Genomic DNA, 26780 nt, shown 5'->3' with positions numbered 1-26780 from the left:
GTAAAATCCTATCGCGGACAAAAGATATCCATGATTCTCTGCAGCTGTCAATTCGCTGGCTGGTGCGACGGTCTCGATTTTCTTTTCCAATTCCGATCCGGCTTCACTACCTTCTCACCGTGAGCGCGACCGATTCCACCGTGACGGGTTCCTCCGTCTCCCTTCCTGATGCCTTTCACCGCTGGTTCGCGGACAAGGGCTGGCAGCCGCGCGCCCATCAGCTGGAACTGCTGTCGCGTGCAGAACGGGGCGAGAGCACGCTGCTGATCGCCCCGACCGGCGCCGGCAAGACACTGGCTGGCTTTCTGCCTTCGCTCACCGATCTTGCGCGAAGAGGCGGGCGCAAGCCGGGCACCGCCTTCACCGGCATCCACACGCTCTATGTCTCGCCTTTGAAAGCCCTGGCGGTCGACATCGAGCGCAACCTGATGAAGCCTGTTGCCGAGATGGGCCTGCCGATCACGGTCGAGAACCGTACCGGCGACACGCCGCAATCGAAACGGCAGCGTCAGAAACTCAATCCGCCCGACATCCTGCTCACGACGCCAGAACAGGTCGCGCTGCTGATTGCCAACGGCGAAGCCGCGCGCTTCTTCAAGGATCTCCGCTATGTCATCTTCGACGAGCTGCACTCGCTGGTCACGTCGAAGCGTGGCCATCTGCTTTCGCTCGGGCTTGCGAGACTGAGACGTCTGGCGCCGCGCCTGCAGACCATCGGGCTCTCGGCGACGGTTGCCGATCCGCCCGATCTCATGCGCTGGCTGGTGGCGCAGACACCGGGAAGAACGTGCGAAGCAGGTCTGGTCACCGTGGAGGGTGGTGCCAAGCCCGACATTTCGATCCTGCATACGGAGGATCGGATCCCGTGGTCCGGTCATTCCGCCCGCTATGCCATTCCCGATCTCTACGCGATATTGAAACGCTTCCGGACGACGCTGGTCTTCGTCAACACACGCTCGCAGGCCGAGCTTCTCTTCCAGGAGCTCTGGACGGTCAACGACGACAACCTGCCGATCGCGCTCCATCATGGCTCCCTCGACGTCGGGCAGCGCCGCAAGGTCGAGGCGGCAATGGCGGAAAACCGGCTGCGCGCGGTCGTCGCCACATCGACGCTCGACCTCGGTATCGACTGGGGCGACGTCGACCTCGTCGTCCATGTCGGCGCTCCGAAGGGGGCCTCGCGGCTCGCCCAGCGCATCGGCCGCGCCAACCACCGGATGGACGAGCCGAGCCGTGCGATCCTGGTGCCCGCCAACCGTTTCGAGGTCATGGAATGCCAGGCGGCTCTCGATGCCAATTACCTTGGAGCGCAGGATACGCCGCCGGTCGGAGCGGGCTCGCTCGACGTGCTCGCCCAGCACGTTCTCGGCATGGCCTGCGCCGAACCTTTCGACGCCGATGCGCTCTATGCTGAAGTCACGTCCGCCTCGCCCTATGCCCACCTGACACGCGAGACCTTTGACAGGATCATCGATTTCGTTGCGACCGGCGGCTATGCGTTGCGCACCTACGAGCGTTACGCCCGGATCAGGCGCAACAAGGAGGGGCGTTGGCGCGTCTCCAACCCGCTGGTGGCGCAGCAATACCGGCTCAATCTCGGAACGATCGTCGAGATGCCGATGCTGAACGTGCGTCTGGTGAAACGCAATCATCTCGGCTCTCTCGGCCGTGGCGGGCCGATGCGGGGCGGCACGGCGCTCGGGCAGGTCGAGGAATATTTCCTCGAAAGTCTTTCTCCGGGCGATACCTTCCTCTTCTCCGGCAAGACCGTCCGTTTCGAGGGCATCCGCGAGAACGAGTGTCTCGTCTCCAACGCCTTTTCGCAGGACCCGAAGATCCCCGCCTATGCCGGTGGCAAGTTCCCGCTTTCCACCTATCTCGCCGACCAGGTCCGCGCCATGCTCGACGATCCGGCGCGCTGGCGGGCGCTGCCGGACCAGGTTCGCGACTGGCTGGAGATCCAGCGCGAGAAATCGGTGCTGCCGAAGCGTGGCGAGCTGCTGATCGAGACCTTTCCGCGGGCCAGCCGCTTCTACATGGTTGCCTATCCTTTTGAGGGACGGCTTGCGCATCAGACGCTCGGCATGCTGCTCACCCGGCGGCTTGAGCGGATGGGGGCAAAGCCGCTCGGCTTCGTCGCTACTGATTATTCGCTCGCCGTCTGGGGACTTGAGGATATCGGGGCGATGGTGCAGTCGGGGAGACTGGCGCTCGGCGAACTCTTCGATGAAGACATGCTTGGCGACGACCTGGAGGCCTGGCTTGCCGAATCCTGGATGCTGAAGCGCACCTTCCGCACCTGCGCCGTGATCGCGGGGTTGATCGAGAAGCGGCATCCGGGCAAGGAGAAGACCGGCCGGCAGGTGACGGTTTCGGCCGATCTGATCTACGACGTGCTGTGCACCCACGAGCCGGACCACATCCTGCTGCAGGCGACGAGGCAGGATGCCGCGGCCGGGCTTTTGGATATTGCCCGGCTCGGCGATATGCTAAAGAGAATCAAGGGCCACATCACCCATCGCCGGCTCGACCACATTTCGCCGCTCGCCGTGCCCGTGATGCTGGAGATCGGCCGCGAACCGGTGGCGGGCGAGGCTCAGGAACACGTTTTGGCGGAAGCCGCGGACGAATTGATTGCCGAGGCGATGGCCTAGGAACGGCTATTGAAGGGCGAGGCCCGGAAGGAAAAGACAAGCGGATGAACCGGCTCGCCGCCCTGAGAACTACGCTTTCGGGAAGCGCCGAACTGACGGTCGAATTTTCCGTCGCCGGCGTCGGTGCGATTTGCGATCCCACCGGAGCGCTCTATCTCCCGGATATGGATCTCCTCGTCGTCTCTGATCTCCATCTTGAGAAGGGAGCGGCTTTCGCTCGTCGGGGTCAGCTGTTGCCGCCCTACGATACGCTCTCGACGTTGCGGCGCCTCGAGACGGTCGTCACACGGTATAATCCGGCGATCGTCGTCAGTCTTGGCGACAATTTCCACGATCGGGTCGGGTCGGCGCTGATGCCGCCGGATTTCCGGTCGATGATCGCGGCGATGGCGCGCGGCCGTGAGTGGATCTGGATCAACGGCAACCACGATCCCGACGGCGTTGTCGATCTGCCGGGACGGTGTGCCGACGAGTTGCGCTTCGGCAATCTGGTCTTCCGCCACGAACCTTCGCTGATCGATGGACGAGGGGAAATCGCCGGCCATCTGCACCCTTCCGCAACCGTCCGCCGGAGGGAAAAGTCGGTCCGCCGCGCCTGTTTCGCGAGCGACGGCACACGCCTGCTGATGCCGGCCTTCGGCGTCCTGACCGGGGGGCTCGACCTGCGTCACCGTGCCTTTTCCGGGCTCTTCGACCACACGGCACTGATCGCACATCTTCTTGGACGGGACCGCGTATATTCGGTTCGCTACACCAGTCTCATAGGGTGAGCCTCCTGCGCCGAGTTGCGCCAGGAAATCGGGCCTCTAGATTTCTCCGGACATCTCTCTTCTGCGGCGATCGAGTTCTTCGCTGTAGCGCCGGAGCGTATAGCTTTCCGTGAGAAGACCGACGACCCGTCGTTCGATCTGGTTGTTCACGACGGCCAGCGCTTCCGTTTTCAACTTTTCGAACATGGCGGCGGCCTGCCTGGCGTTCATCGTGCCGAGCAGTACGTCGTTGTTGTACTTTGCGAAGGAGGCGACGGTCGGCGGTACGGCTACGTCTTCCCTGAGTGCGGCGTAGACGTCCGGAAGCAAGACAATGCCGGCATATTTTCCCGTCTCGTCCGTCAGGATGACCCGCTGTGTCGAGCCCAGCGGGAACTCCTTGCGGAATGCCTCGAAGGGCATGTCGACGAAGGCCGTGCGGACATCGGCACGCATCATGCGCGACACCGTGAGATTGCGAATCCAGCCGACGTCGTGGGCGCTGCGGATCGTTTCGCCGCGCAGATGAAAGCGCCAGGTGGCGAACGAATATCCGAACGTCATGCGTGCAGTGATCGAAGAGGTGATGACGGCCGCAAGCGCGAGTGCCGTGATCGGGAAGTCTCCCGTCACTTCCAGCGCCAGGAACGTCATCGTCAAGGGGCCGCCGATGACGGCGACCGCAAGGGCGCTCATGCCGACCACGGCATAGATGACCGGTGTGACCGTGGCATGGGCGAAAACGTAGGGAGCTGAATAGGCGAAGAGTTTGCCCAGCAATGCGCCGATGAAAAGCGAGGCGAAGAAGAGGCCGCCGCGGAAGCCCGAACCGATCGAAACGGCAGATGCCACCGCCTTCAACGTCAGGAGCATCAGCAGTGTGGGAATCGTGATGCTCTCCCCGAGATTGAGATGCAGCGCGCCGTGGCCGGCCGAAAGCACCTGCTGGTCGATGAGTGCCATGAGGCCGACAACGATGCCGCCGAGCGCCGGCCGGAATGTCGGTGACACTGAGCTCTTTCGCGCCGTTTCCTCGATCACGGTAACGCCCTTCATGAGAAGGATCCCGGCGCCGGCACAGAAAATGCCGAGTACGACCGCCGGAAGATAGTCGGCCGGTACGACGTTCCCAAAGTCGCCGACGTCGATCATGAAGGCGTCGCCGAAGAGCAGGCGAGTGATGATGGTCGCGATCAGTGCCGAGACGACAACCGGAGCGAGGCTGACGATCGTGTAGGTGCCTATGATGAGCTCGAAGGCGTAGAAGGCGCCGGTCAGCGGCGCGTTGAATGCGGCCGCGATCGCACCTGCAGCGCCACAACCGACGAGAACCCGAAGATCGGCGCGGCGCAGTTGCAGCAAGTAGCCGATCTTGGATGCAAGACCCGAGGAGAGCTGCGTGTATCCCGCTTCCAGTCCGACGGAGGCGCCGAAACCGTTCGAGATCAGGTTTTGGACGGCAACGATGATGCTGTCGGTCAACGACAGTCGGCCGCCGTGCAGAGCATTGGCCTCGATCGGGTCGACCATCGGCTTCTTGCGCCACTCCCTTAGAACGAGGAAGACGGCACCGAGCAGAACGCCGCCGATAACAGGCGCGACGAGAACCAGAAAGGGATCGATCTCACTCGCTGCGCTCAACCGCTCGCCGGACGGTATCTTGAACATCAGGCGGTGCAGAGCCTGCGAGGTCCAGCTCATGGCTGCGACGGCGAGACCAGCCGACACACCGACCACCACCGCCGCGGCGATAAGCCCGAATTCGCTGCGGCGAATGAGCACTCGTAGCCGTCCCGGATCGAGAATGGCGCGAATGGAAGGTGATGAATGCAACAGGTGGCGGAGCATGATGGCACGATGAGGGCAAAGAGATGCATGCTACTTAGTGCGAACCGCCTGCAGAGGCAAACCCGTAACCGACCTTACCCGTCGTTATGCGAGCAGAGAGTGACACGGATTAGGCATGCACGAGCGGCGTTCGCCGGATTCGCTCTAACGAGGCGCCTTGTCCGGCCAGGGATTGGTGCCGTCGCGCAGCCACAGCAGTGCATCGAGCCAGAAGCCGCTGGCGTGCCGCGCATGAAAGAGATCGAAATGTCCGAGACGGTCCACGCCGAGATCAGCCGGTGAGAGCACGACTTCCGTGGCCGGAGCGTGCTGGTAGTATCCAAGGGCGCGCCGGACTGCCGCCATCGTCGCGAGTTCATCGTCGGCTGCGGTGATCGCCAGGATCGGCGCTGTCACCGCGGCAAAACTGTTCAGGATCGCTTGTCGTTCGCGCGCGGGATAGCTCAGTTCCATCCGCGAGCGCCGAAAGCTCCACTCGTTCGCGACGCCCGCCGGCAGATCCTCGAGCCAACCGAGACGTTCTCCGGGAAAATAGCCGAAAAAAGCCGTCAGCGCCGGCATGACCATGTGCCACTTGAGCAAGAGGTGGAGTCTCTGGTGGGCGGCGTAATCACGCCAGTAGGCATATTGGGCCCCGACGGTGAGCATCCGATCGATGCGCCGGGCGTTCGCCGCAAAGCCGGGCAAAAAGCCGCCGATGCTGTGCCCTACCACGACGACGGGGCCACCGCCGCGGATCTGTTCGGCGAAATCGAGCGCCGCCATGAAATCATGCTCGCCCCAGTCACACCAGCGAAAGCCGCAGCCGCGCAGGCGGTCCGGCCGGGACCGTCCAATGCCTCGATAGTCGTAGGTCACCACTACAAAGCCATGTTCAGCGAGAAAGCGGGCGAAGTAGTGGTAGTAGCGGGCACGGACCCCCGTCGCCGCGTTGATGATGGCGGTGCCGCAACGGGGATCGGCGCAGCCGCTCCAGACATGGCCGCGGAGCGACACGCCATCCTTGCACCGTAGCGTGATCTCTCGCCCTTCGACGGGCTGTAGCCCATCGTGTGCAAGATACCCGGAGCGTTCCTGCGCCTGACCGTATTCCGCCATCGCGGCCTCCTCTGTCGCTGTCGATGGCCCAAGCTAGCAGCGGGTACGTATTGTGCACACTCACTGGTCGGTATACATATGCCTTATGGCGCCTCCCGAGAGACCAACCCGCGACCGCATCGTTTCCGCTGCTGCCAAGCTCTTCTACGACGAAGGCATCCGCCGTGTGAGCGTTGACACCGTAGCCGAGGAGGCGGGCGTCACCAAGCGGACGCTCTATTATCATTTCGCCAGCAAGGATGATCTGGTCGCTGCCTATCTGGCGGGTCGCGACCAGCCGAGCTTTTCAAAATTCCAGCAATGGTATCGTGAAAGCGATGGCCCTTTGCCGGAGCGGATCAGGGCTGTTTTTGCGGGCCTGGCGAAGTCGGCGCGTCACCCGAAATGGAAAGGGTGCGGTTTCCAGCGGACATCTGCCGAGCTTGCGAACATGCCCGGACACCCGGCGATAAAGATCGGCGCCGCCCATAAGCGGCGCCTGGAGGACTGGCTGGCGGATATTTTCGGGGTGGAAGGCGTCCAGGAGCCACGCGTGCTCGCAAGACAGGTCGTTCTTCTCGTCGACGGCGCATTCGCCGTCGTGCTCCTCAACCGCGATCCGGATTACATGGAAACCGCCGGTGCAGCCGCCGCGACGTTGGTCGCCGCCGCGATGGACGATCGCCCGGTTTGAGCCGGAAGTCTCATTTCCTGTTGCCGACGGCGTAACGCAGGATCACGGCGCCGGTTTTCACCGGCCTGGTTTCAAGCAGCGTCAACTGCTTCGGTGTCTCGCTCGGCTTGAAGTGCGGATTGCCGCCGCCCAGCACGACGGGAACCAGGCAGATCCGGATTTCATCGATCAGATCTGCCTTCAGCAGGTCGTCGCAGAGTTCTGCGCTGCCGAAGACGAAGATGTCCTTGCCCGGCTGCTGCTTCAGCTTTTTCAGCTCCGTGACCGCATCGCGAACGATGCGCGTGTTGTTCCAGTCTGCCTGGTCGAGACTGCGGCTCGCGACGATCTTCGCGATCGAATTCATATAGGTCTTGATTTCCGTTTCATTCGTCGCCTCGGGCCAGTAGGCGGCCATCCCTTCATATGTTTTCCGACCGAAGACGAGCTGGTCCGTCTGCCGACTGATTTCAAGCGAATAGTCGCGCAGTTCGTCACCCCAAACGAGCTCATGAAAGCTCAGATCCCAGGGCGCCTTTCCTTCGAAATAGCCGTCCAGGGTCATCAGGTTCCAGGTAATCAATTTTCGCATTTCTTTCTCCTTTTTAAAACCGGTTGCAATTTGAAATCGGTTGAAAACTAGCAAGACTGATCTTATTGTGCAAGCGGTTTTTGGAGGGTGACATGGAAGAGACGCATCGTTCCGGATGTCCGATCAATCTGACGCTCGAGGTTCTCGGTGATCGCTGGAGCCTGATCGTGATACGCGACGTGATGTTCGGCAATCGCCGGCATTTCCGCGAACTCCTGCAGAGTTCGGAGGAGGGAATCGCCTCCAACATTCTCGCTGACCGCCTGAAGAAGCTGGTTGAAAAGGGACTGCTGACGCGCTCCGACGATCCGAGTCACAAGCAGAAGGCGATCTACAGCCTGACCGAAATGTCGATCGAGCTCGTGCCGCTGTTCGCGGAGATGGGCGCCTGGGGCAGGCGGCATCTGGCCGTTTCGGAAGATCTCGCGATCCGGGCGGAGCTTCTGGAGAAGGGCGGGCGGCCGCTCTGGCGGGATTTTATGGATGAGCTGCGCTTCCTCCACCTCGGCGTACCGATGCCTGAAGGTACGCCGTCGGCCTTGTCGAAGCTGACGCAGGCCTATCTGGCGACGAAAGCGAAAATGGAGGCGGCCGAAGCGTGAACGCCCTCAGTCGCGCCGGAAGATCAGGCTGGCGCCCCAGCCGGTAATCAGGGCGAGCAGCACTGCAAACGTGCCGTAGGAAAAAGGCTGGTCATGCGCCGCCCGGGTGATCGAGTCTTCGATGCCTGTCTTGATGACGCGCAGCGGCAGTTCGCGCTGTGCGAGGAATTCGCCGCTCTTGAAGAGATAGGCCCGGACCATGTGAACGCCGTCCGGGATATTGGCGGGAAGCTTCAGCGTGGCCTTGAACAGGCTCGCGCTGACGAAACGCACGCCGCCGGTGTCGCTCTGATAAAGGCCGCTGGTCTGCTTCAGGCGGCGAAAGGCTTCCCGGAATTCGGCAAGATTGGCAGCGCTTTGGAAGTAGCCGGTCGGTGTGAGCGGCATGTAGTCGACGCCGAGCCCGAGATCGACGAGCGCCTGCTGTGCTGTGATCTCGGAGATCGGCCGTGTACTTGCCAGCGAATAGGACTGCGGCATCCGTTCGAACGTCATGGAATTGCGGTTGACCCACACGCCGAAGAGCCGCTCCTTGTGACGAACCGTTGCTTCCTCGCGCGGTCCTTCGAGCGTCACCACCACGTCGTACTGGCCGATGGCGAGAAGCAGCGCGTCGGTGTTCGTGAGGGCGCCGAAGATGGTGAGATCGGCACCGCGGAAATCCGAGGTGATGGCGATTTCGCTCGTCGAGGTGCCAATGTCGAGGCTCTCCATATCGGGAGCGGTCGGCTTGAACGGCACCTGCCCGGCGGCCTCGCGGGCGAGGGTCGCCGAAAGGGCCATGACGACGGCAAAGAGCATCCTGCGCATCGGCATCAGCCCCCCATTCCACCTGTGGCAATCGAATAGAGATCCTCGGGCGTCACGACCAGATCGATTGCAAGGCGCACGCCGACGGCAAGCACGAGCAGTCCCAGCAGTGCGCGGAGCTGTTCGCCGCGCAGCCTCTGGCCGACCCGGACGCCGTATTGCGCCCCGACCACACCCGCGGCCATCAGCAGGAACGCCAGCACGATGTCGACCGAATAGTTTGTCGTCGCCTGCACGATGGTCGTGTACGCCGTGACGAAGATGATCTGGAACAGTGATGTTCCGACGACGACATTGGTGGGGATGCGCAGCAGGTAAATCATCGCCGGGACCATGATGAAGCCACCGCCGACGCCCATGATCGAAGTGAGCACACCGATTGCGAATCCGAGCCCTATGACCGGCAGGACGCTCAGGTAGATCTTCGACTTCTTGAACCGCATCTTGAACGGCAGGCGGTGCACCCAGATGTGCTGACCCGGCCGGCGGAGAGTGGCTGGCTGGTTACGGGCCGCCCGCCGCATCGCGTTCAGGCTCTCCATCAGCATGAGGCTGCCGATCGTCCCGAGGAAGACGACGTAGAGCAGTGAAATGATAAGGTCGAGCTGACCGGCGCTGCGCAGCCAGGAAAACACGTAAATGCCGGCCGTCGCGCCCGCAAGACCGCCGACCAGCAGAACGCCCCCGAGCTTCAGATCCAGCGTGCCGCGTCGGAAATGGGTGATCGCACCCGACACCGACGAGGCAACCACCTGGTTGGCGCCGGTCGCCACGGCGACGACCGGAGGGATGTTGTAGAAGATCAGGAGAGGCGTGATCAGAAAGCCGCCCCCTACGCCGAACATGCCGGACAGAAAACCGACGGCCGCACCCATGCCGAGAATGATGAAGATGTTCACCGACAATTCTGCGATCGGCAGGTAGATTGTCACGGGTAGCCTCTAAATGCGTACGCCCCGCAGGCGCGGGGAATGGAAAGCGTCGGTTTTCCGGCGGGCTCCGAAGAGGGGCGAGACCGGGTCAAGTCATTGGCAGGCTTGACCTCCGTCATATTTTCATGCGCCCGTCGACCATGCCTGTCAATTCCGTGGCAAGGCTTTACGCGCGCATTTTTCCGGTTTTGTGACGGTGCACGTTATTTGTTGCGCGCAAGGAGTTCCTTGACCAGTTTGTCCGTGACTTTGCCTGTCGGTTCCATGCCGATAGAGGTCTGGAAAGCCTTGATCGCCGTAACTGTTTTTTCTCCGAGCACACCATCCGGCACGCCGGCGTCGAACCCGTTGTTGTTGAGGATGCCCTGGATATTGCGGATCGCCTTCTTCATGTCGACACTGGCGGTCTTCACGCCCTTGCCTGCCCATTCGTCCGGAACGTCGGTCGAGTTGGCCTGCGGGTCCAAGGGTTGCGGTTTCCAGAGGTCGACTGCGGCGCGTGCCTTCTCGAGCTGATCCGGCGCCATGACGTTGGCGACTTCGTCGCGCTTCTTGGCGGCGTCCTTGTCTCCGGCCTTGGCGGCGATCGCAAACCACTTGTACGATTCGACCAGATTCTGCGGAACACCGTTGCCGCGCGCATTCAGGATTGCCAGGTTGAACTGGCTGTCGGAGACGCCGAATTCCGCCGCCTTCCCGAACCACTTGGCCGCTGTCGGATAATCCTGCGTGCCCGTCGCGCCCGATGCGTGCATGACGGCAAGGTTGTGCATGGCGCTCGCATTGCCCTTTTCGGCCGCGAGCTCGTAGTAGTGACGGGCCGTTTCGACATTGCGCTCGACGCCGCTGCCGTTCTCGTAGAGGTTGGCCAGCCGGTACATTGCCGGTGCGAAGCCCTTGTCCGCGGCCATTTTGTACCATTTTGCGGCTTCGGCGAAGTCGCCGTCGACACCGCGGCCTTCGGAGTAGCGGGCCGCGACCTCGAAGAGCGCGAGCGGGTCCCCCTGCTTAGCGGCGATGACGAGGGAAGCGGGCTTGATCGCATCGGGCACTGCGATTGTCTCAGCCGGAGCGCCGTCCGCCGCACCCGCGTTGGACGCGGCCTGCCCCGCTGAAGCCGCCTGTATCGGAGCGGAGGGCGAGATGGTCACCGCGGCCTGCAGATCTGCGGTCTTAGCGGGGGCTGCCGGCGTGAACTTGCTGTTCTCGTCGAGCGAAACCGGCGCCGTGAGTGCCGATGGGGCGGGCGGAGCGGCTCCAGCATCCGAGCTTGTCGGCTCCAGTTGATCGTCAGTCAGCACCGGTGCAGTCGCCTTGCCGTCGATGGATGCATCGGCCGTCGTCTGTGTGTCGACACCGGCGTCCGGCTGTTTGGCGCTGACGTCGCCGGTCGGCAACTCTGCGGTCACCGGAAGCGGGTCGTTGCTACGCAACAGGGTGTTGACGAGCGGCATTGCCATCGCGACGAGCAGCACGGCGCCGACCGCCATCAGGATCGGCCGGCGATAGCGCGAGAGCGTGGAGCCTCCCGCCGTGAGGGCTTCCGTCTTCGGCGATCCGGGACGATAGGTACGGTCCATTTCACTGGCTGCGGCCTGCGCGGCGCGGCGGGCGGCGGCGATGTAATCTGTACGATCGCCGTCGGACACCGATCCGTTGCCGTTGCCGGACTCACGTTGCGCGGCCTGCGTCGCCCGGACCCGCTCCAGGATCTTGCGCACGTCCGGCGCCCCCGAACCTGGCTCGAGCAACTCGTTGGCCTCTTCGGGCGGCAGCATCTCCGATGCGTCGATGGACGGGCTCGGGTCGACCAGCGTGCGCGTGTTGGGTGTTCCGTTGTCCTTTTTCTGGCCGGGAAGGAAGCGTTTGCCGAGCCCGGAAAGCAGGCTCGGTTTCGCCGCCTTCTTCGGGGTGGCCTTCGAATTGTGCTCCGGTTCGGGCGCCTCGAACGTATACTCTTCTGTCTCCGAGATCCCGACCGGTGGCGCCATGTCATCGGCGACAGGCGCGGGCTGCACCTCGAGCTTGGCGTGCCGCTCGCCCACCGTTGCAGTGGCGGGGGCGGCTATGGGACCGTCAAGCGGGCCGTGATCGCGCACGCTTACGCGATTGTCGATCTGGTCGAGCTTTTCGGCGATCTGAACCAGCGTATCGTGCAGGGCCTCGAAGGTCCTGTGCGTCCGCTCCTCCGAATTCCGGCTGACCGACTCCAAATCCTTGAGGTGGTCGGCCAGTGCCGAAAGCGCTGCGAGGTCGGCACCCGAAGCATCCCCGCGGGTCGCCTGCGTATGAGCGTAGCTTTCCATCACCGTCTCCGCGGCCTGGCGGGCCGCCTCGATGATGTATTCGTCGCTGGTGGCGATATAGTCCTCGAGCGCCGCGACGCGGCCGGCCACGACACCGTTGCCGGCGGCGGCATCCGAGGGCGAGCTGCTGATCAGTGTCGAAAGATGGGCGATCTGTTCTTCGAGACCGCGCAGGGCGGAGGTGTCCTGCGCAGGGGCGACGGCCGTTTCTTCCAGCCGGTCGACGATCGTATTGAGCCGCTGTTCGAGTTCGCGGAATGCGAGATCGCCGCCTGTCGGGGCGGGCACGACGAGCGCGCTTATCCGTTCGGCGAGCACGTCGAGACGATCCGCCAGTCGGTCACTGACCGCGCCCTGGTCGAGCGCGTCGATCTTGCGGGAAATGTCGGCGAGATAGCCCGTGAGTTCGGGCTGGGGTCCGCCCTGCTGGCCGCGCTCGAGCATATCGGAAAGCTGGTCGAGACGCTCCTCGAGCCGACGTGCGGTCTGTTGCGTGCCGAGCTCCTCGATGCGGGAGGTGAGCGCCTCCAGGCGATGACCGAGGTCCACCGTCGGGTCCTGGTGCTCGAAAGCGCGTCCGGCAATCGCCTCGATCTGCTGGGCGATGCCGGCAATCCGGTCCTCGATGCGGCCGATCGAAACGGTGTCCGAGCCGGCGCCGGAGTGGCGCGTTCCAGCGGCAATGGCTCGGGTGATCTCGTCGAGCCGCATGTCGATGCCCGCGAACTGCTCCATCAGCATGCGCTCACTGGGATCGATATGCGCGCCGATATGTTCGAGCGCGGTGGCGACGGTTACCAGTTTGTCTTCAAGGGCACGGATCGCACCATGGTCGCCGATATTGCCGAGGTGACGCTTGATGTCGTCGAGACGATCGGCGAGCGAAAGGAGCTCTGAGCGCAGCGCGCCGGGATCGAGACCGTCGAGACGTTCTTCGAGATCATCCCAGCGTCGTTCGATATGGCGCACGGAATCTTCCCGTGCGAGCCCGTCCATCAGCGAGCGCAATTCCTCGAATTCCGCCTGCAGCCGTTCCGTGCCTGGCGCCTGATATCGACCGAGCTCGCTGATCCCGTCGGCAAGCCTGGCGATGTCGTGGCGCATGTCCTCAGCGGGGCGTCTGTCTTCGGCAAGGGCGCGGATGCTGCGCATTTCCGAGCGGAGAGCGCCGATCTCGGCTGCGAGGCTTTCGGAGATGTCGTGTTTCAGCTCCTGCCGCAGGCCGAGGAGCGCCTGGCTGATTTCGCGGCTCGCGTCCGGCTGGCTGCGTGCCGGTGGCTGCTGCGGCGTGAAGTGCTGGGCGGGTGCCGTGCGATCGTTGTGGCGCTCCTGCGAGCGCGGCTCGGAAGGGCGTCCCCGGCCTTCTTCGAGGGCGCGCTGGCGTTGCCGGATTTCGGCGAGCGGATCGCGCTCGCGAAAATCGCGGTTCTCGGGAGCGAAGTCGCGGCGGGGCTCCTGCGAAGGACGTCCGCCGCGCGGGTTGTTGTTCATGAGCCCTTCGATGCGTGCCTCCAGCCCCTCGATGGTACGGCTCAGCGCATCCAGCGAGGATGAGCCGCCGGGGCGGGAAGGATTGGATCGCGATCCGTTCATGTTCGTGCTCGCTTCGAAATTGCCCGCCCGCGGCGGATCTGGCTTCTCGGCGTGGCTGAGGACGGCGGTGTCGTCGATGTCTTTCGGCTTCGAAGTCCTTGCTGTGCAGTCTCCTGACACGCAGACGCTCGGCAGCGCACCCCCGGATCATCACGCTTCACCGCCTACATTTCGCGAAACGTGGTAAACAAGCCGTTAACCTTGCCGCTCTTTTTTAACGTTTTGTAAGATTTTCCTCGCGCTCGCGCGCCGCTGTCGGGCGTCATCCCGCTCCTCCACGGATACGGCGAAATTTGCGGGCACGAAGAATTGACGTTTACGCAAACGTCAATATTATAGCGACGAAACCGCTGTCCCGAACAGTCTCGGAGGAAGATGACACATGCCCGTCTACAAGGCCCCGGTTAACGATACGCTTTTCGTGCTCAACGACGTGCTCGGCCTGGAACGCTACCACAACTTGCCCGGCTTCGAGGAGGCAAGTCCGGACATGGTCGAAGCCATCGTCGGTGAGGCCGCGAAGCTGGCGGAAGAGGAACTGTTCCCGCTCAACCTCTCCGGCGACCAGGAAGGCTGCAAACGCGACGACAGCGGCAGTGTCACGGTGCCGAAGGGATTCAAGCAAGCCTATGACGCCTATTGCCAGGGTGGCTGGATCGGCCTGGCCGTACCGCAGGAATTTGGCGGGCAGGGGCTTCCTTATACGCTGCATGCGGCCGTCGGCGAATACATGTCGTCCGCCAACATGGCGCTGATGATGTATCCGGGCCTGACGCAGGGCGCGATCGCCGCCATCCTCGTCCACGGCTCCGACGCCCAGAAGCAGGCCTACCTGCCGAAGATGGTCGAAGGCACGTGGTCCGGGACGATGAACCTCACTGAACCGCACTGCGGCACAGACCTCGGCCTGCTGCGCACCAAGGCTGTTCCTCAGTCCGACGGCTCCTACAAGATCTCGGGTCAGAAGATCTTCATCTCCGCCGGCGAGCACGGCATGACCGAGAACATCATCCATCTGGTACTCGCCCGCATCGAGGGCGCGCCGGAAGGCACGAAGGGCATCTCGCTGTTCATCGTGCCGAAGTTCATGGTCAATGAAGACGGCTCTGTCGGCGCCCGCAACACGGTTTCCTGTGGCGCCATCGAACACAAGATGGGCATTCATGGCAACGCCACCTGCGTCATGAACTATGACGAGGCAACCGGTTACCTGATCGGCGCGGAGAACAAGGGTCTCGCCGCCATGTTCGTGATGATGAACGAAGCGCGCCTCGGCGTCGGTCTGCAGGGCCTCTCCATTGCCGAGGTGGCCTACCAGAATGCCGCCACCTATGCGCGCGAGCGCATCCAGGGTCGTTCGCTCTCCGGCGTCAAGGCGCCCGACAAGAAGGCCGATCCGATCATCGTGCATCCCGATGTCCGTCGTGCACTCCTGACCATCAGGGCGTTCACCGAGGCCGGCCGCGCCTTCACGTTGTGGACGGCGCTGAAATCGGACATCGCTCACCGCTCCGGCGACGCCGCAGAACGGCAGGCCGCGGACGATATCCTCGGCCTGATGACGCCGATCCTGAAGGGCGTCCTGACTGACAAGGGCTTCGATCACGCCGTCATGGCCCAGCAGATCTTCGGCGGCCACGGCTACATCGAAGAACACGGCATGAGCCAGTATGTCCGTGACGCCCGTATCGCCATGATCTACGAAGGCGCGAACGGCATCCAGGCGCTCGACCTCGTCGGCCGCAAGCTCGGCATGAACGGCGGTCGCGCTGTCATGGCGCTGTTCAACGAAATCGGTAGCTTCTGCGAGGAACATCGCAGCGACGAGGCGATGGTGACCTACACCAAGGGCCTGAAGAAGGGGTTGAACGACCTGCAGGCGGCTACCATGTGGTTCATGCAGAATGCCATGGCCAAGCCCGACAACGCAGGTGCCGGCTCCACCGATTACATGCATCTCTTCGGCCTGGTCGTCCTGGGCTACATGTGGGCCAAGATGGCGAAGGCTGCCAACGACAATCTCGCCGCCGGCACCGGCGACGCCGATTACTACAAGAACAAGCTGATTACCGGTCGCTTCTACATGGAACGGATCATGCCGGAGACCGCGCTGCGCAAGAGCCGCATCGAGACCGGCGCCGACTCCATCATGGAAATGGTCGCGGAAGCGTTCTGACTTTCCCCTTCTCCCCGCCGGGGAGGAGAGGGACAATGAATTTCCGGCGCCCAGGCGCCCAAGGGAGAGAAACCATGACTGAAGTCTATATCTATGACCACGTGCGCACGCCGCGCGGCCGCGGCAAGAAAGATGGCGCGCTGCACGAAGTGCCGACACCGCGCCTCGCCGCAAAAACGCTGGAGGCGCTTCGCGACCGCAACGGTCTCGACACCTCGACCGTCGACGACATCATCTTCGGCTGCGTCGATCCGGTCATGGAAGCCGGCGCCGTGATCCCGAAGGCCGCCGCCTTCGAAGCCGGCTATGCCTTCTCCGCCCCTGGCATCCAGATCTCGCGCTTTTGCGCCTCCGCCCTCGACGCAATCAACCTTGCGGCCGGCAAGGTCACGGCCGGCTCCGACGACATCGTGATCGCCGGCGGCGTGGAGTCGATGTCCCGCATCGGCATGGGTATGTCGGGCGGCGCCTGGTACATGGACCCCTCGGTCAACTTTCCGGCCTATTTCATGCCGCAGGGCGTGTCTGCCGACCTTATCGCCACGAAGTACGGTATCTCCCGTGATGACGTCGACTCCTACGCCGTCGAGAGCCAGCGGCGTTCGGCCGAATCCTGGGCGAAGGGGCATTTCGCCAAGTCGGTCATCCCGGTGAAGGATGCCAATGGACTCGTCATTCTCGACCGCGACGAGCACATGCGTCCCGGCACCGACATGCAGGCGCTCGCCCAGCTGCAGCCCTCCTTCCAGATGCCGGGTGAAATGGGTGGCTTCGAAGCCGTGGCCATCCAGGCCCATCCGGAAGTCGAGCGGATCAACTATGTTCACCATGCCGGCAATTCGTCCGGCATCGTCGACGGTGCCGCGGCCGTTCTGATCGGTTCCAAGGCGGGCGGTGAAGCCATGGGCCTCAAGCCCCGCGCCCGCGTTCGTGCGTTCACCAATATCGGCTCCGAGCCTGCGCTGATGCTGACCGGTCCGGTCGACGTTACCGAGAAGCTCCTGAAGCGGACCGGCATGAAGATCTCGGACTTTGATCTCTTTGAGCTCAACGAGGCCTTCGCCGCCGTGGTGCTGCGCTTCATGCAGCATTTCGAGGTCGACCATTCCAAGATGAACGTCGCCGGCGGCGCAATTGCCATGGGGCACCCGCTCGGTGCGACCGGCGCCATGATCCTCGGCACGGTTCTCGACGAACTGGAGCGCCGCGATCTCAACACCGCTCTCGTCTCGTTGTGTATCGGCGCCGGCATGGGCACGGCAACCGTCATCGAACGCGTCTGATCCGGGGAGGAAGACTATGACCTACAAGAACTTCACCATCGAAACCGACGCCGACGGCATTGCGCTGGTCACCTGGGACATGCCCGACAAATCGATGAACGTCTTCACCGTCGAGGTGATGGACGAGATCGAGAAAATCGTCGACCAGACCGTCGCGGATGCCAACGTCAAGGGCGTGGTCTTCACCTCCGGCAAGAAGACCTTCTCCGGCGGCGCCGACCTCACCATGATCAAGGGCATGTTCTCCATGCTCGAAGAAGAGAAGGCGAAGGATCCCGACGGCGCGGTCCGCAAGCTCTTTGACGCCGCCGGCCGCATGACCTGGCTGTGGCGCAAGATCGAGACCTGCGGCAAGCCGTGGGTCGCGGCGATCAACGGCACCTGCATGGGCGGAGCCTTCGAACTCTCGCTCGCCTGCCACGGTCGCGTCGCCTCGAATGCGAAATCGGTGAAGCTTGCGCTGCCCGAAGTGAAGGTCGGCATCTTCCCCGGCGCCGGCGGCACGCAGCGCGTTGCGCGTCTTGCCAACACGCAGGACGCTCTTCAGATGATGACCACGGGTTCGAGCCTGACCGCCGCCCGCGCCAAGGCGATGAACCTCGTTCATCAGGTCGTCGAGCCTGACCAGCTGATTTCCGCCGCCAAGCAGATGATCAAGGATGGCCTCAAGCCCGTTGCCCCCTGGGATGAAAAGGGCTTCAAGGTGCCCGGCGGCGGCATCTGGACCCCTGCGTCCGCCCAGCTCTGGCCGGCGGCCTCCGCCATCCTGCGCCGCGAGACGGCAGGCAACTATCCGGCTGCGCTCGCCATCCTGAAGAGCGTCTACGAAGGCCTCCAGGTTCCCTTCGACACCGGTCTCAGGATCGAACAGCGCTACTTCACGCAGGTCGTGCAGACGAAGGAAGCGTTCGGCATGATCCGTTCGCTCTTCGTCTCGATGCAAGAGCTCGGCAAGGGCGCCCGTCGCCCGGCGGGCGTCGAGAAAACCGAACTCAAGAAGGTGGGCGTCGTCGGCGCCGGCTTCATGGGCGCCTCGATCGCCTATGTTACGGCGGCAGCCGGCATCCCGGTCGTGCTGATCGACCGCGACATCGAGGCGGCCAACAAGGGCAAGTCGGTTTCCGAAGGCCTCGTCGCGGGTGCGGTCGGCAAGGGCCGGATGTCGAAGGAAGACGGCGAAAAGCTGCTCTCCCTCATCACCCCGTCCGCCGATTATGCCTCGCTTTCCGATGCGAACCTCGTCGTCGAGGCGGTGTTCGAGGACCGCGAGGTGAAGAGGGCCGTCATCGAGGCCGTCGAGGCTGTCCTGCCGGAAGGCTCGATCTTCGCGTCGAACACCTCCACGCTGCCGATCACCGGTCTCGCCAAGAATTCGAAGCGTCCGGCCCAGTTCATCGGCGTGCACTTCTTCTCGCCGGTCGAGAAGATGATGCTGACCGAAGTGATCCTCGGCAAGGAAACCGGCGACAAGGCACTGGCCGTCGCGCTCGATTACGTTGCGGCGATCAAGAAGACGCCGATCGTCGTCAACGATACCCGCGGCTTCTACGTCAACCGCTGCGTCTTCCGCTACATCAACGAGGCCTACGACATGCTGGCCGAAGGCGTGCCGCCGGTGATGATCGAGAATGCGGCGAAGTTCGCCGGCATGCCGGTCGGTCCGCTCTCGCTGAACGACGAGGTGGCCGTCGACCTGTCGCAGAAGATCATGCGGGCCTCCATCGCCGATCTGGGCGAGGCCTCCGTCAAGCCGGAGCACATGAAGCTCATCGACAAGATGGTGGACGAACTCGATCGTCGCGGCCGCAAGAATGGCAAGGGCTTCTACGAGTATCCGGCGAAGCCCGCAAAGAAGTTCCTGTGGCCCGACCTCAAGGAGCTTTATCCGCAGCAGAAGCCGGAGAACGTCAGCGTCAAGACCCTGCAGGATCGTCTGCTCGTCACCATCGCGCTGGAAGCGGCCCGCACCATGGAAGAAGGCATCGTCACCGATCCGCGGGAAGCCGATGTCGGCTCCATCCTCGGCTTCGGCTTCGCCCCGTACACCGGCGGTACGCTCTCGTACATCGACGGCATGGGCGTGAAGACCTTCGTGGAGCTCTGCGAGAAGCTTGCCGCCGCCTATGGCGATCACTTCAAGCCGACGCCGCTGCTTCTCGACATGGCCGCCAAGGGCGAGACTTTCTACGGTCGCTTCGACCCCTACGGCCGGATCGAAAAGGCGGCCTGAGGCCTGCCTCTCTGTCGCGAGAAGGCGAGACATAACTTATGAAAGCCGGCCCCAGGGCCGGCTTTCTTCTTGGATACAGCGGTAGTAACGCCGGAGCCTTACGATCCGGTGGCGGGATAGGGTCTCCGCAGCCCCTGTCGCTCGAGCCAGTCGATCAGCGCCTTCGGCTCGTCCGTCTGGATGATGGTGGCGCCGCGGTCGATCCAGAAGCCGTAGACTTCGTCCGGCCGCCCGCCGGCCATGGCGAGCCCGTCGCCACGCCCGCCGGCGACCATACCCTCGGGCCGGTCGGTGATCGGATAGGTGTTGATCCAGAGATGGGTGTTGTTGCGGATCGCAACGGCGCGCGCCTGTGCCGAGAACAGGACACCGCCGTCCGATGTGAGAGCGGGTGCCGCATCCTTGTGCCAGACCACCAGTTCGGCGGCCGGCGCCGCCACCTGCCTGTCGATCCTCTCGATGAAGCTCGCCTCGTGGACCGCATCATCGGCGAGAATCGGCATGAAGAGCACGTCATCCCCGATGTGATCGAGCACCGCCTTCGTTCGGGCGAGCCGTTCCTCGTTCCAGATCGGCGCCTTGACGACGATGCCGTCGGCCATTCCGAGGCGACGTGCGACCGCGACGATTTCCGGCAGGTCTTCCGGCTCGAGCTTGTTGTCGACGTTGACCAGGATACGCCCGCGAGCGTGGGCCAGCATCTCCTCGAAGGTTGGGATGGATTCGACGCTCGCCGTGCCGTTCCCTTCAGTCTTTAGCCGGCATCGGCGAAGCTCCGCGAGCGTGTGGTCGCTCACTGCGCCGCGGCACGTGGTGGTGCGATCCAGCGTCGGGTCGTGCATCACGACGAGCGCGCCGTCGCGCGAACGGCGGACGTCGAGTTCGACCAGTTCAACCCCCAGCGAAACCGAACTGTCGATCGCCGCCTTCGAATTTTCGGGGCGTATGGTCTTCCCGTTTTCCTTCCAGCCCGCACGGTGCGCCACGACCATCACGTGGTCGCGCCAGCGGTTGGCATCGCTCAGCCGTTCGCGGATCAGGGAGCTGCGGCCCCCGGCCGGCATGGAGGCATCCGTGGCGATCGTCGGCGCCACAAGGAGCACGGCGGCAAGCATCGGGGCGAGGCGGCGCATCGGTCAGTCCTCCATCCTGTCTCGTCAGGCAAGCGGATAGAGGGGCTCGGTCACAGGGGCGTGACAGATCGGTGAATCTTCGGTGACAGGTGATGAGGTTGAATTTGGCGTCGCGAATTTCGCCTGAAACGTCTTGCAAAAGACAAAATCCGATCTTAGTTGTACGCCATCGATCTTGCTAGACGAACTCTGTCCCGGCCGTTGGTGCCGTTCTGGCGAACTTCCCTTCAAAATCGGTTACACCACCGCAGCACTTGCGTGTTGCACAACTTTCGACGCGATTGAAAAGGAAATCGTCATGAACACTGGTATCGTAAAATGGTTCAACGCCACCAAGGGCTACGGCTTCATTCAGCCGGACGACGGTTCTGCGGATGTTTTCGTCCACATCTCTGCCGTTGAACGGGCCGGCATGCGCGAGCTCAAGGAAGGCCAGAAGCTCTCCTTTGAACTGGCTCGCGACAAGCGTTCTGGCAAGACCTCTGCGGACAACCTGCAGGCTCTCTAATCGGAATTGTTCTCCGGAGCGCGGCCACCGATGTGCCGGCGCGCTTTGTCGAGGCCAAGGGAAGGTCGGGTTCGCCCGGCCTTTTTTCGTTTGCGGAAGACCCGCCATGCTGTCGACGTGATGGTCCCTTTACTTGTCGCAGCACTGCCCTAGGCTTCTATGGGCAGGAAAGGAGCTGCGATGGATGACAGTGTGAAAACATCGGCCACAACCACGTTGCGCACCATCGAGGTGGATCTGCCGGTCAACGCCGTCTGGCACATCTGGCTGAAGGCCATGGTGCCGGGTATCCAGGGTACTCTGTCCTTTTCCAATACGAACGGCAAGTTCGGCGAGGTAATCGCCAGCAATGCCGAGGAGTATTCTTTCCGCATCTACCACGTCTTCGGCGGCGGTCCGGTCGAGATCAGCTACGACACGGATACGACCTCCGTCTCGGTGGCCTACTGGTTTACCGCCCAGGAGGTTCTGGAAACGGGGATAACCGTCGTGCATACCAATCCGGCCAATGCGCCGCCGGAACTCCCGTTGTGCTACCATTTCCGTCCGCCCTTTGGCTGGATGAACGATCCGAATGGCTTCGGCCGTTTCGGCGGCCGGCCTCATCTCTTCTACCAGCACTACTCGCACGGCCTGCGCTGGAACAATATGCACTGGGGCCACGCCGTCTCCTCCGACTATCTGCGTTGGCGGCATCTGCCGATTTTTCTTTTTCCATCGGAGGATTTGGCGGCACGGCCGGACCGGCGGGGAGGCGCCTTTTCCGGGTCGGCGATTGCCCTGCCGAACGCGCCGGGTGTACGCGTCTTCTTCACCGAGAAGGTGCAGGATCGTGCACCGGAGCAGGAGGTCCAGATGACGGCGACCTCCTCGGACCTCTTCAGTGCCGGCCAGGCGGAGATCATTCTGCCCAGCCGCCCGGAAGGTGAAGGGCTGACCTTCGATTTCCGCGACCCGTACGTTTTCAAAGGTCCCGACGGACACTGGAAGATGCTGCTCGGTAGCCAGAGCGCGGAGGGCGGGGTCATCCTGCTCTATGAGACGCACGACGTGACGGCCGCCGGGGGCTGGACCTATCTCGGCAAGCTCCTGGTTGAGAAACGTCACGCGACGACGGCCATCGAGTGTCCGTGCATGCTGCCGCTCGACGGTGCGCTGACGGACCCCGCGACCCGCTGGGTCCTGATTTACGGGTTGATGAACAGCGTCGATGCGACGACCGGACGACGAAATCTCACCATGGCGGAGGTCGGCTGGTTCGACGGTCGGAACTTCTCACGCGAATTCATCCAGGAACTGGATTTCGGCACCGACAATTATGCCTTCCAGGCCTTTCTCGACGGCGATGCGCCGGTCGGCATGGGTTGGCTCGCCAACTGGGCGGATGCTTCGCCGACCATCGACTTCCCCACGGCGATGACGCTGCCGCGCACACTGAAGCTTGGCGGAAACGGACTTCTGACACCGCCGATCGGTGCGGCCGAGAGCCTCAGGGGCTATATTCTCGACCGCACGCGTCTCGCCGTCGGTCAGGGCGTGTCGTTTCCCCATGGGGCGGTCGAGATTCTATTCGAACTCAAGGAATCCGGCGCCCCCTTCGAGCTGACGTTAGACCATCCAAGCGTCGATCTCGGCATCGTTCAGGACGAGGCCGGTCTTTCGATCCGCCACCGCGTCGGAGACGGCCCCTCGCCGAACTTCATTGCGCCGGGCGCGAAGGTGCGACGGCTGCGCATCTTTCTCGACTACGGTTCGATGGAGGTTTTCGCCGATCACGGGCGGTTCGTCGGCACCAAGCGGATCGCCGGCTTCGAACCGGTCCGCGCCGCCCGCTTTGCGGCGGGATCCGAGAATGTCGCCCATGCTACGATGTGGTCGCTGCGCCTTTGACGCGCTGAAGCCCCTGTTCGGCAAGTTCCGATGGCGATCCGCGTGGCCCCTCCCTGGGCATTTGGAACTTCAGCGTCAATCTGGGCCGAGTTCGGTCCATGCGCTATTCGCCTGAAGCAGCGTAATCCCGGGCGCCGGAAGCTGCGCCTCATTCCGCGGCGGCGCGCTTCAGGCCGGAGATGTGGGTTATGAAGGCACGAAGGGCTGCGGGCTTCACTGGCTTGTGCTGCAGGCCGATATTGTGCCGCTCCGCCTCGGCGCGTACCTCGATCGTGCGGTCGGCGGTGACCAGCAGGGCCGGCACTTCCGTGCTGTAGAGCGTCCGCAATCTCAGGATCGCCCCGATGCCGCTGCCGTCGCCGAGATGGTAGTCGGCGATGATGAGATCCGGTGGCCCGGGACTCGCGGCAACGATCGGGTCGAGTTCGGCGATCGACCCTGCGCACTCCACGTGGCAGCCCCAGCCCGAAATCAGCACGGCCATGCCGTCGAGTATGTTCGGTTCATTGTCGATGCAGAGAACCCTGAGTCCGCTCAGGGGCTGCGCCGCCTCCCGCGGCCCCTGAGCGGCTGCCGGTCTCACGACATCCTGCACATCGCGCTCTCGCGGTACCGCGATCTTGAAGGTCGTGCCCTTGCCCTTTTTCGAAGAGAGCTGGACGGGGTGGTTCAGAACCTTGGCAATTCGGTCGACAATCGAAAGCCCGAGACCAAGACCCGAGGCCGTCTTTGCACCCTCGTCGAGGCGTGCGAACTCCTTGAACACGGTCCGGAACTTCGACGCCGGAATGCCGATGCCCGAGTCCATGACCTGGATGACGACGTCCTTGCCGCTGCGACGGGCGCCGACCAGGACTTTCCCCGACCGGGTGTACTTGATCGCGTTGGAGACGAGATTCTGAACGAGACGCCGCAGCAGGTTGGGGTCGGAATGCACCTTGAGCGAGGTCGGTATCACGACGAGCTTGAGGTTCTTCTCCCGCGCCATCGGCCGGAAGTCGGTTTCGATCCGCTCAAGCAATTCCTGCAGGGGAACGGCCGTCAGTCTCGGTTTCATCGCACCGGTGTCGAGACGTGAGATGTCGAGAACAGCGCCAAGGATATTCTCGACCGACTCCAGCGCGGAGTCGATGTTGCGAACCAACGTGCTGTTTTCCGACTGGCCCAGTCTCTCGACCAGAGAAGACGAATAGAGCCGTGCGGCGTTCAGCGGTTGCAGGATATCGTGGCCGGCGGCGGCGAAAAAGCGTGTCTTTCCGATATTGGCATCATCTGCCGCGGCCCGCGCTTCGGCAAGAGCGTGATTGACGCGGGTGAGCTCGGCGGTTCGCTCGCTCACCCTCTGTTCGAGCGTCTCGTTCGCCTGCTTCAAGGCCTTGTCGGCGGCAACCTGGCTGGTGATGTCGCTGAAGGTGGCGACGATGCCTTTGTCGGGCATCGGATTGCAGCGAACTTCGATGATCCTCTCGCCACCCTTCAGCACCAGCTGGAACGGCTTGTCGAAGCGCTGAAAGTTGCGCACCACCTGCGTCTGCTCTCCCGTCGCCACGTCTCCGCGATCGGCGAGGATCGCGATGATGTCCGTCAGCGGATAGCCGACCTGCCCCACGTGTTCGGGCAAATCGAGAAGGGTGCGGAAGCGCCTGTTCCATATCGTCAGCCGGTTGGTGCTGTCGAAGACGGCGATGCCCTGGTCCATCTGCGATAGCGCCGTCTGAAGCATGTCCTGATTATATTGCAGTGCCTCGCTCGCCTGGTCGAGAAGCCAGGCGGTATCGGCCGAGGTGTCCTCGGCCTTCTGCAGCATGAGCGACAGCACCAGGCGGGCAGACGAGGAGCCGATCGCGCTGCCGAGCAATTGTTCGGAAAAGTGAATGAAGGCCATGTCGGCCGGGCTGTCGTCGTCGAGATGACGTCCCGCCGCCTGCTCGTAGCTCCTCAGCGACCGTTCCATCCGCTCCTCGCCGAGATAGCGGGCAATCGCCACCTTTAGGTCGCCGACGCTGACGCGGGTCTTCCAGCCACGCGTGGCAAACTGCGAGCGTGGATGCCGCTTGACGAAGATGCCGGACTGGATTCGCTCGACCGGTTTCAGGTTGCGGCTGAGTGAGCCGAGCACGAAAGCAACGGTATTGAGGAGCAGACTGAGAATGGTCGCGTTGACCAGAGGGTCGGTCTCGGGGCCGCTGAAGATCGCCACGCCGGGGAACAGGAAACTCAGGATCGTCGAGGCAAGCTCGGCATTGTCGCCAACGCCGAAGCTCGGCAGGAAGAGGAGATAGGCCCAGACGAAGATCCCGAGGCTCAGGCCGAGGATCGCGCCGCGCGCATTGGCCCGCCGCCACATCAGTCCGCCGAAGAGCGAGGGGGCGATCTGCGCAATGGCGGCGAAGGACAACAGGCCGATCGAGGCGAGCCCACTCGTGTTGTCGGCCGAGTGGTAATAGAGATAGCCGAGAAGAACCACGCCGAGGATCGACAGCCGCCGGATATGCAACAGCGTCTTGGCGAAGTCCGCACGCTGGCTCGGCCGCGCGAGCAGCTTCTGGCGCAGGAAGACCGGCAGGACGATGTCGTTGGAGACCATGATCGCCAGCGCGACAGAGGCGACGATGACCATTGCCGTCGCCGCCGAGAACCCGCCGAGAAAGGTGACGAGCGAGACGAGTTCCATCTCGCTGTGGAGCGGCAGCGACAATACATAGAGGTCGGCGTCGCCCGTGCCCCCGAAGGTCAGGATGCCTCCCATCGCTGCCGGCAGCACGAAGATATTGATCGCGACGAGATAGAGCGGCAGGAGGATGCCGGCGGTCTTGAGTTCGCGGGCTGTGCGGTTTTCCACCACGGTCACATGGAACTGACGAGGCAGCATGATGATCGCGAACGCCGAAAGGCCGATCAGCAGCAACCAGCGACTGACCGGCGTCCGATAGGAGAGTGCCTCCATCACCGCCGGCGATTGGCTGGCGGTTCGCCAGAGGTCGACCGGCCCGTCGAAGAGGAAGAACACGACCGAGATGCCGAGTGTCCAGAATGCGACGAACTTGACCACTGATTCCATGGCGATCGCGAGGATCAGGCCGTCTTGGTGCTCGGTCGCGTCGGTGTGTCGCGTGCCGAAGATCACTGCGAAGCAGGCGAGCGATATGGCAACCAGCAGCGGCAGGTCGATGAAATAGAGATTACCGGTGCCGATGCCGTATTCGGACGGATCGACCATCGCTGCGACCGAACTCGAAACGGCCTTCAGCTGCAGCGCGATGTAGGGAATTGTCCCGACCAGGGATATTCCGGTGACCAGCATGCCGACGATCGGGTTCTTGCCGTAACGCGCGGCGATGAAGTCGGCGCCCGAGGTCAGCTTCTCTGCCTTTGCGAGCTCGGTGATCCGGCGGATGATCGGCATCCCGAGCGTGAACATGAGGATCGGGCCGATGTAGATGCCGGTAAACTCAAGGCCCCGCTCGGCCGCGAGTCCGACGCCGCCGAAATAGGTCCAGGAGGTGCAGTAGACGGCAAGGCTCAAGGCATAGACCACCGGTCGGCCACCGGCGGGCACGCCAAAGAGCCGGCTCTTCCGGTCGCCGTAGCTCGCCACCGCAAAGAGCAGCAGCAGATAGGCGAAGGCTGATGCGAAGATGATCCACCCTGGAAGCACGCTTTCTCCTCGTCACGAGCACCAGACATCCATCCCGCAAAGCTTAGGGGAAGTCCAAGCCTTTTT

Annotated in this window: 17 protein-coding genes; 9 read left to right on the top strand and 8 right to left on the bottom strand. The window is 63.1% G+C overall.

Annotation, left to right across the window (positions count from 1 at the left end; translation table 11 throughout):
- Positions 1–140: 140 nt before the first annotated feature.
- A complete protein-coding gene (locus H4I97_RS14555; RefSeq protein WP_244658658.1) occupies positions 141–2654 on the top strand; it encodes a ligase-associated DNA damage response DEXH box helicase in 2514 nt (837 codons plus the stop codon).
- A 44-nt stretch (positions 2655–2698) separates the two neighbouring features.
- Positions 2699–3424: a ligase-associated DNA damage response endonuclease PdeM gene (pdeM, locus tag H4I97_RS14550; protein ID WP_182305362.1), complete on the top strand. Its 726-nt coding sequence runs from the start codon at positions 2699–2701 to the stop codon at positions 3422–3424.
- Positions 3425–3460: 36 nt separating this feature from the next.
- Here the strand turns inward: pdeM and H4I97_RS14545 are convergent, their stop codons facing one another.
- Together H4I97_RS14545 and H4I97_RS14540 are read right to left on the bottom strand one after the other, a co-directional pair.
- Positions 3461–5251, bottom strand: a complete 1791-nt coding sequence (locus tag H4I97_RS14545) for a chloride channel protein (RefSeq protein WP_182305361.1) — start codon at positions 5249–5251, stop codon at positions 3461–3463.
- A 144-nt stretch (positions 5252–5395) separates the two neighbouring features.
- Positions 5396–6349, bottom strand: coding sequence for an alpha/beta hydrolase family protein (locus H4I97_RS14540; RefSeq protein ID WP_182305360.1), 954 nt, complete (start codon positions 6347–6349; stop codon positions 5396–5398).
- Positions 6350–6434: 85 nt separating this feature from the next.
- On the opposite strand from H4I97_RS14540, the gene H4I97_RS14535 reads away from it, so the two are divergent.
- Positions 6435–7022 carry a TetR/AcrR family transcriptional regulator gene (locus H4I97_RS14535; protein WP_182305359.1) on the top strand — a complete coding sequence of 196 codons (588 nt, stop codon included), beginning with the start codon at positions 6435–6437 and terminating at the stop codon, positions 7020–7022.
- Between the two features lie 10 nt (positions 7023–7032).
- Here H4I97_RS14535 and H4I97_RS14530 read toward each other — a convergent pair whose 3' ends face one another.
- Positions 7033–7593: a dihydrofolate reductase family protein gene (locus H4I97_RS14530; protein WP_182305358.1), complete on the bottom strand. Its 561-nt coding sequence runs from the start codon at positions 7591–7593 to the stop codon at positions 7033–7035.
- Between the two features lie 92 nt (positions 7594–7685).
- On the opposite strand from H4I97_RS14530, the gene H4I97_RS14525 reads away from it, so the two are divergent.
- On the top strand, positions 7686–8195 hold the full coding sequence (locus H4I97_RS14525; protein ID WP_182305357.1) for a winged helix-turn-helix transcriptional regulator: 510 nt from the start codon (positions 7686–7688) through the stop codon (positions 8193–8195).
- A gap of 6 nt (positions 8196–8201) precedes the next feature.
- Here H4I97_RS14525 and H4I97_RS14520 read toward each other — a convergent pair whose 3' ends face one another.
- The 3 genes from H4I97_RS14520 to H4I97_RS14510 form a co-directional block, all read right to left on the bottom strand.
- Entirely contained in the window at positions 8202–9005 is an 804-nt protein-coding gene (locus tag H4I97_RS14520) for a TIGR02186 family protein (RefSeq protein ID WP_182307663.1), read from the bottom strand.
- A 5-nt stretch (positions 9006–9010) separates the two neighbouring features.
- Positions 9011–9937, bottom strand: coding sequence for a sulfite exporter TauE/SafE family protein (locus H4I97_RS14515; protein WP_182305356.1), 927 nt, complete (start codon positions 9935–9937; stop codon positions 9011–9013).
- A 203-nt stretch (positions 9938–10140) separates the two neighbouring features.
- Positions 10141–13836 carry a peptidoglycan-binding protein gene (locus tag H4I97_RS14510; protein WP_182305355.1) on the bottom strand — a complete coding sequence of 1232 codons (3696 nt, stop codon included), beginning with the start codon at positions 13834–13836 and terminating at the stop codon, positions 10141–10143.
- Positions 13837–14218: 382 nt separating this feature from the next.
- Between H4I97_RS14510 and H4I97_RS14505 the strand changes: the two genes are divergently transcribed.
- The 3 genes from H4I97_RS14505 to H4I97_RS14495 all read left to right on the top strand — a co-directional run bounded on the left by H4I97_RS14505 (position 14219) and on the right by H4I97_RS14495 (position 19525).
- The gene (locus H4I97_RS14505; protein ID WP_182305354.1) at positions 14219–16012 is read left to right on the top strand and encodes an acyl-CoA dehydrogenase C-terminal domain-containing protein; all 1794 of its coding nucleotides are present in this window, start codon (positions 14219–14221) and stop codon (positions 16010–16012) included.
- 74 nt (positions 16013–16086) lie between these two features.
- On the top strand, positions 16087–17295 hold the full coding sequence (locus tag H4I97_RS14500; RefSeq protein ID WP_182305353.1) for an acetyl-CoA C-acetyltransferase: 1209 nt from the start codon (positions 16087–16089) through the stop codon (positions 17293–17295).
- Between the two features lie 16 nt (positions 17296–17311).
- Positions 17312–19525 (top strand): FAD-dependent oxidoreductase, encoded by a 2214-nt coding sequence (locus H4I97_RS14495; protein WP_182305352.1) that lies wholly within the window; start codon positions 17312–17314, stop codon positions 19523–19525.
- A 98-nt stretch (positions 19526–19623) separates the two neighbouring features.
- Here H4I97_RS14495 and H4I97_RS14490 read toward each other — a convergent pair whose 3' ends face one another.
- On the bottom strand, positions 19624–20658 hold the full coding sequence (locus H4I97_RS14490) for a glycerophosphodiester phosphodiesterase family protein (RefSeq protein WP_182305351.1): 1035 nt from the start codon (positions 20656–20658) through the stop codon (positions 19624–19626).
- Between the two features lie 298 nt (positions 20659–20956).
- On the opposite strand from H4I97_RS14490, the gene H4I97_RS14485 reads away from it, so the two are divergent.
- Positions 20957–21166: a cold-shock protein gene (locus H4I97_RS14485; RefSeq protein ID WP_114362466.1), complete on the top strand. Its 210-nt coding sequence runs from the start codon at positions 20957–20959 to the stop codon at positions 21164–21166.
- Between the two features lie 180 nt (positions 21167–21346).
- Positions 21347–23056 carry a GH32 C-terminal domain-containing protein gene (locus tag H4I97_RS14480; protein ID WP_182305350.1) on the top strand — a complete coding sequence of 570 codons (1710 nt, stop codon included), beginning with the start codon at positions 21347–21349 and terminating at the stop codon, positions 23054–23056.
- Between the two features lie 148 nt (positions 23057–23204).
- Here the strand turns inward: H4I97_RS14480 and H4I97_RS14475 are convergent, their stop codons facing one another.
- Positions 23205–26714 carry a hybrid sensor histidine kinase/response regulator gene (locus H4I97_RS14475; RefSeq protein ID WP_182305349.1) on the bottom strand — a complete coding sequence of 1170 codons (3510 nt, stop codon included), beginning with the start codon at positions 26712–26714 and terminating at the stop codon, positions 23205–23207.
- Positions 26715–26780 lie beyond the last annotated feature (66 nt).

The organism is Ciceribacter thiooxidans, from assembly GCF_014126615.1.
Classification (GTDB): domain Bacteria; phylum Pseudomonadota; class Alphaproteobacteria; order Rhizobiales; family Rhizobiaceae; genus Allorhizobium; species Allorhizobium thiooxidans.
This window is presented reverse-complemented; position numbering and strand designations above follow the sequence as displayed.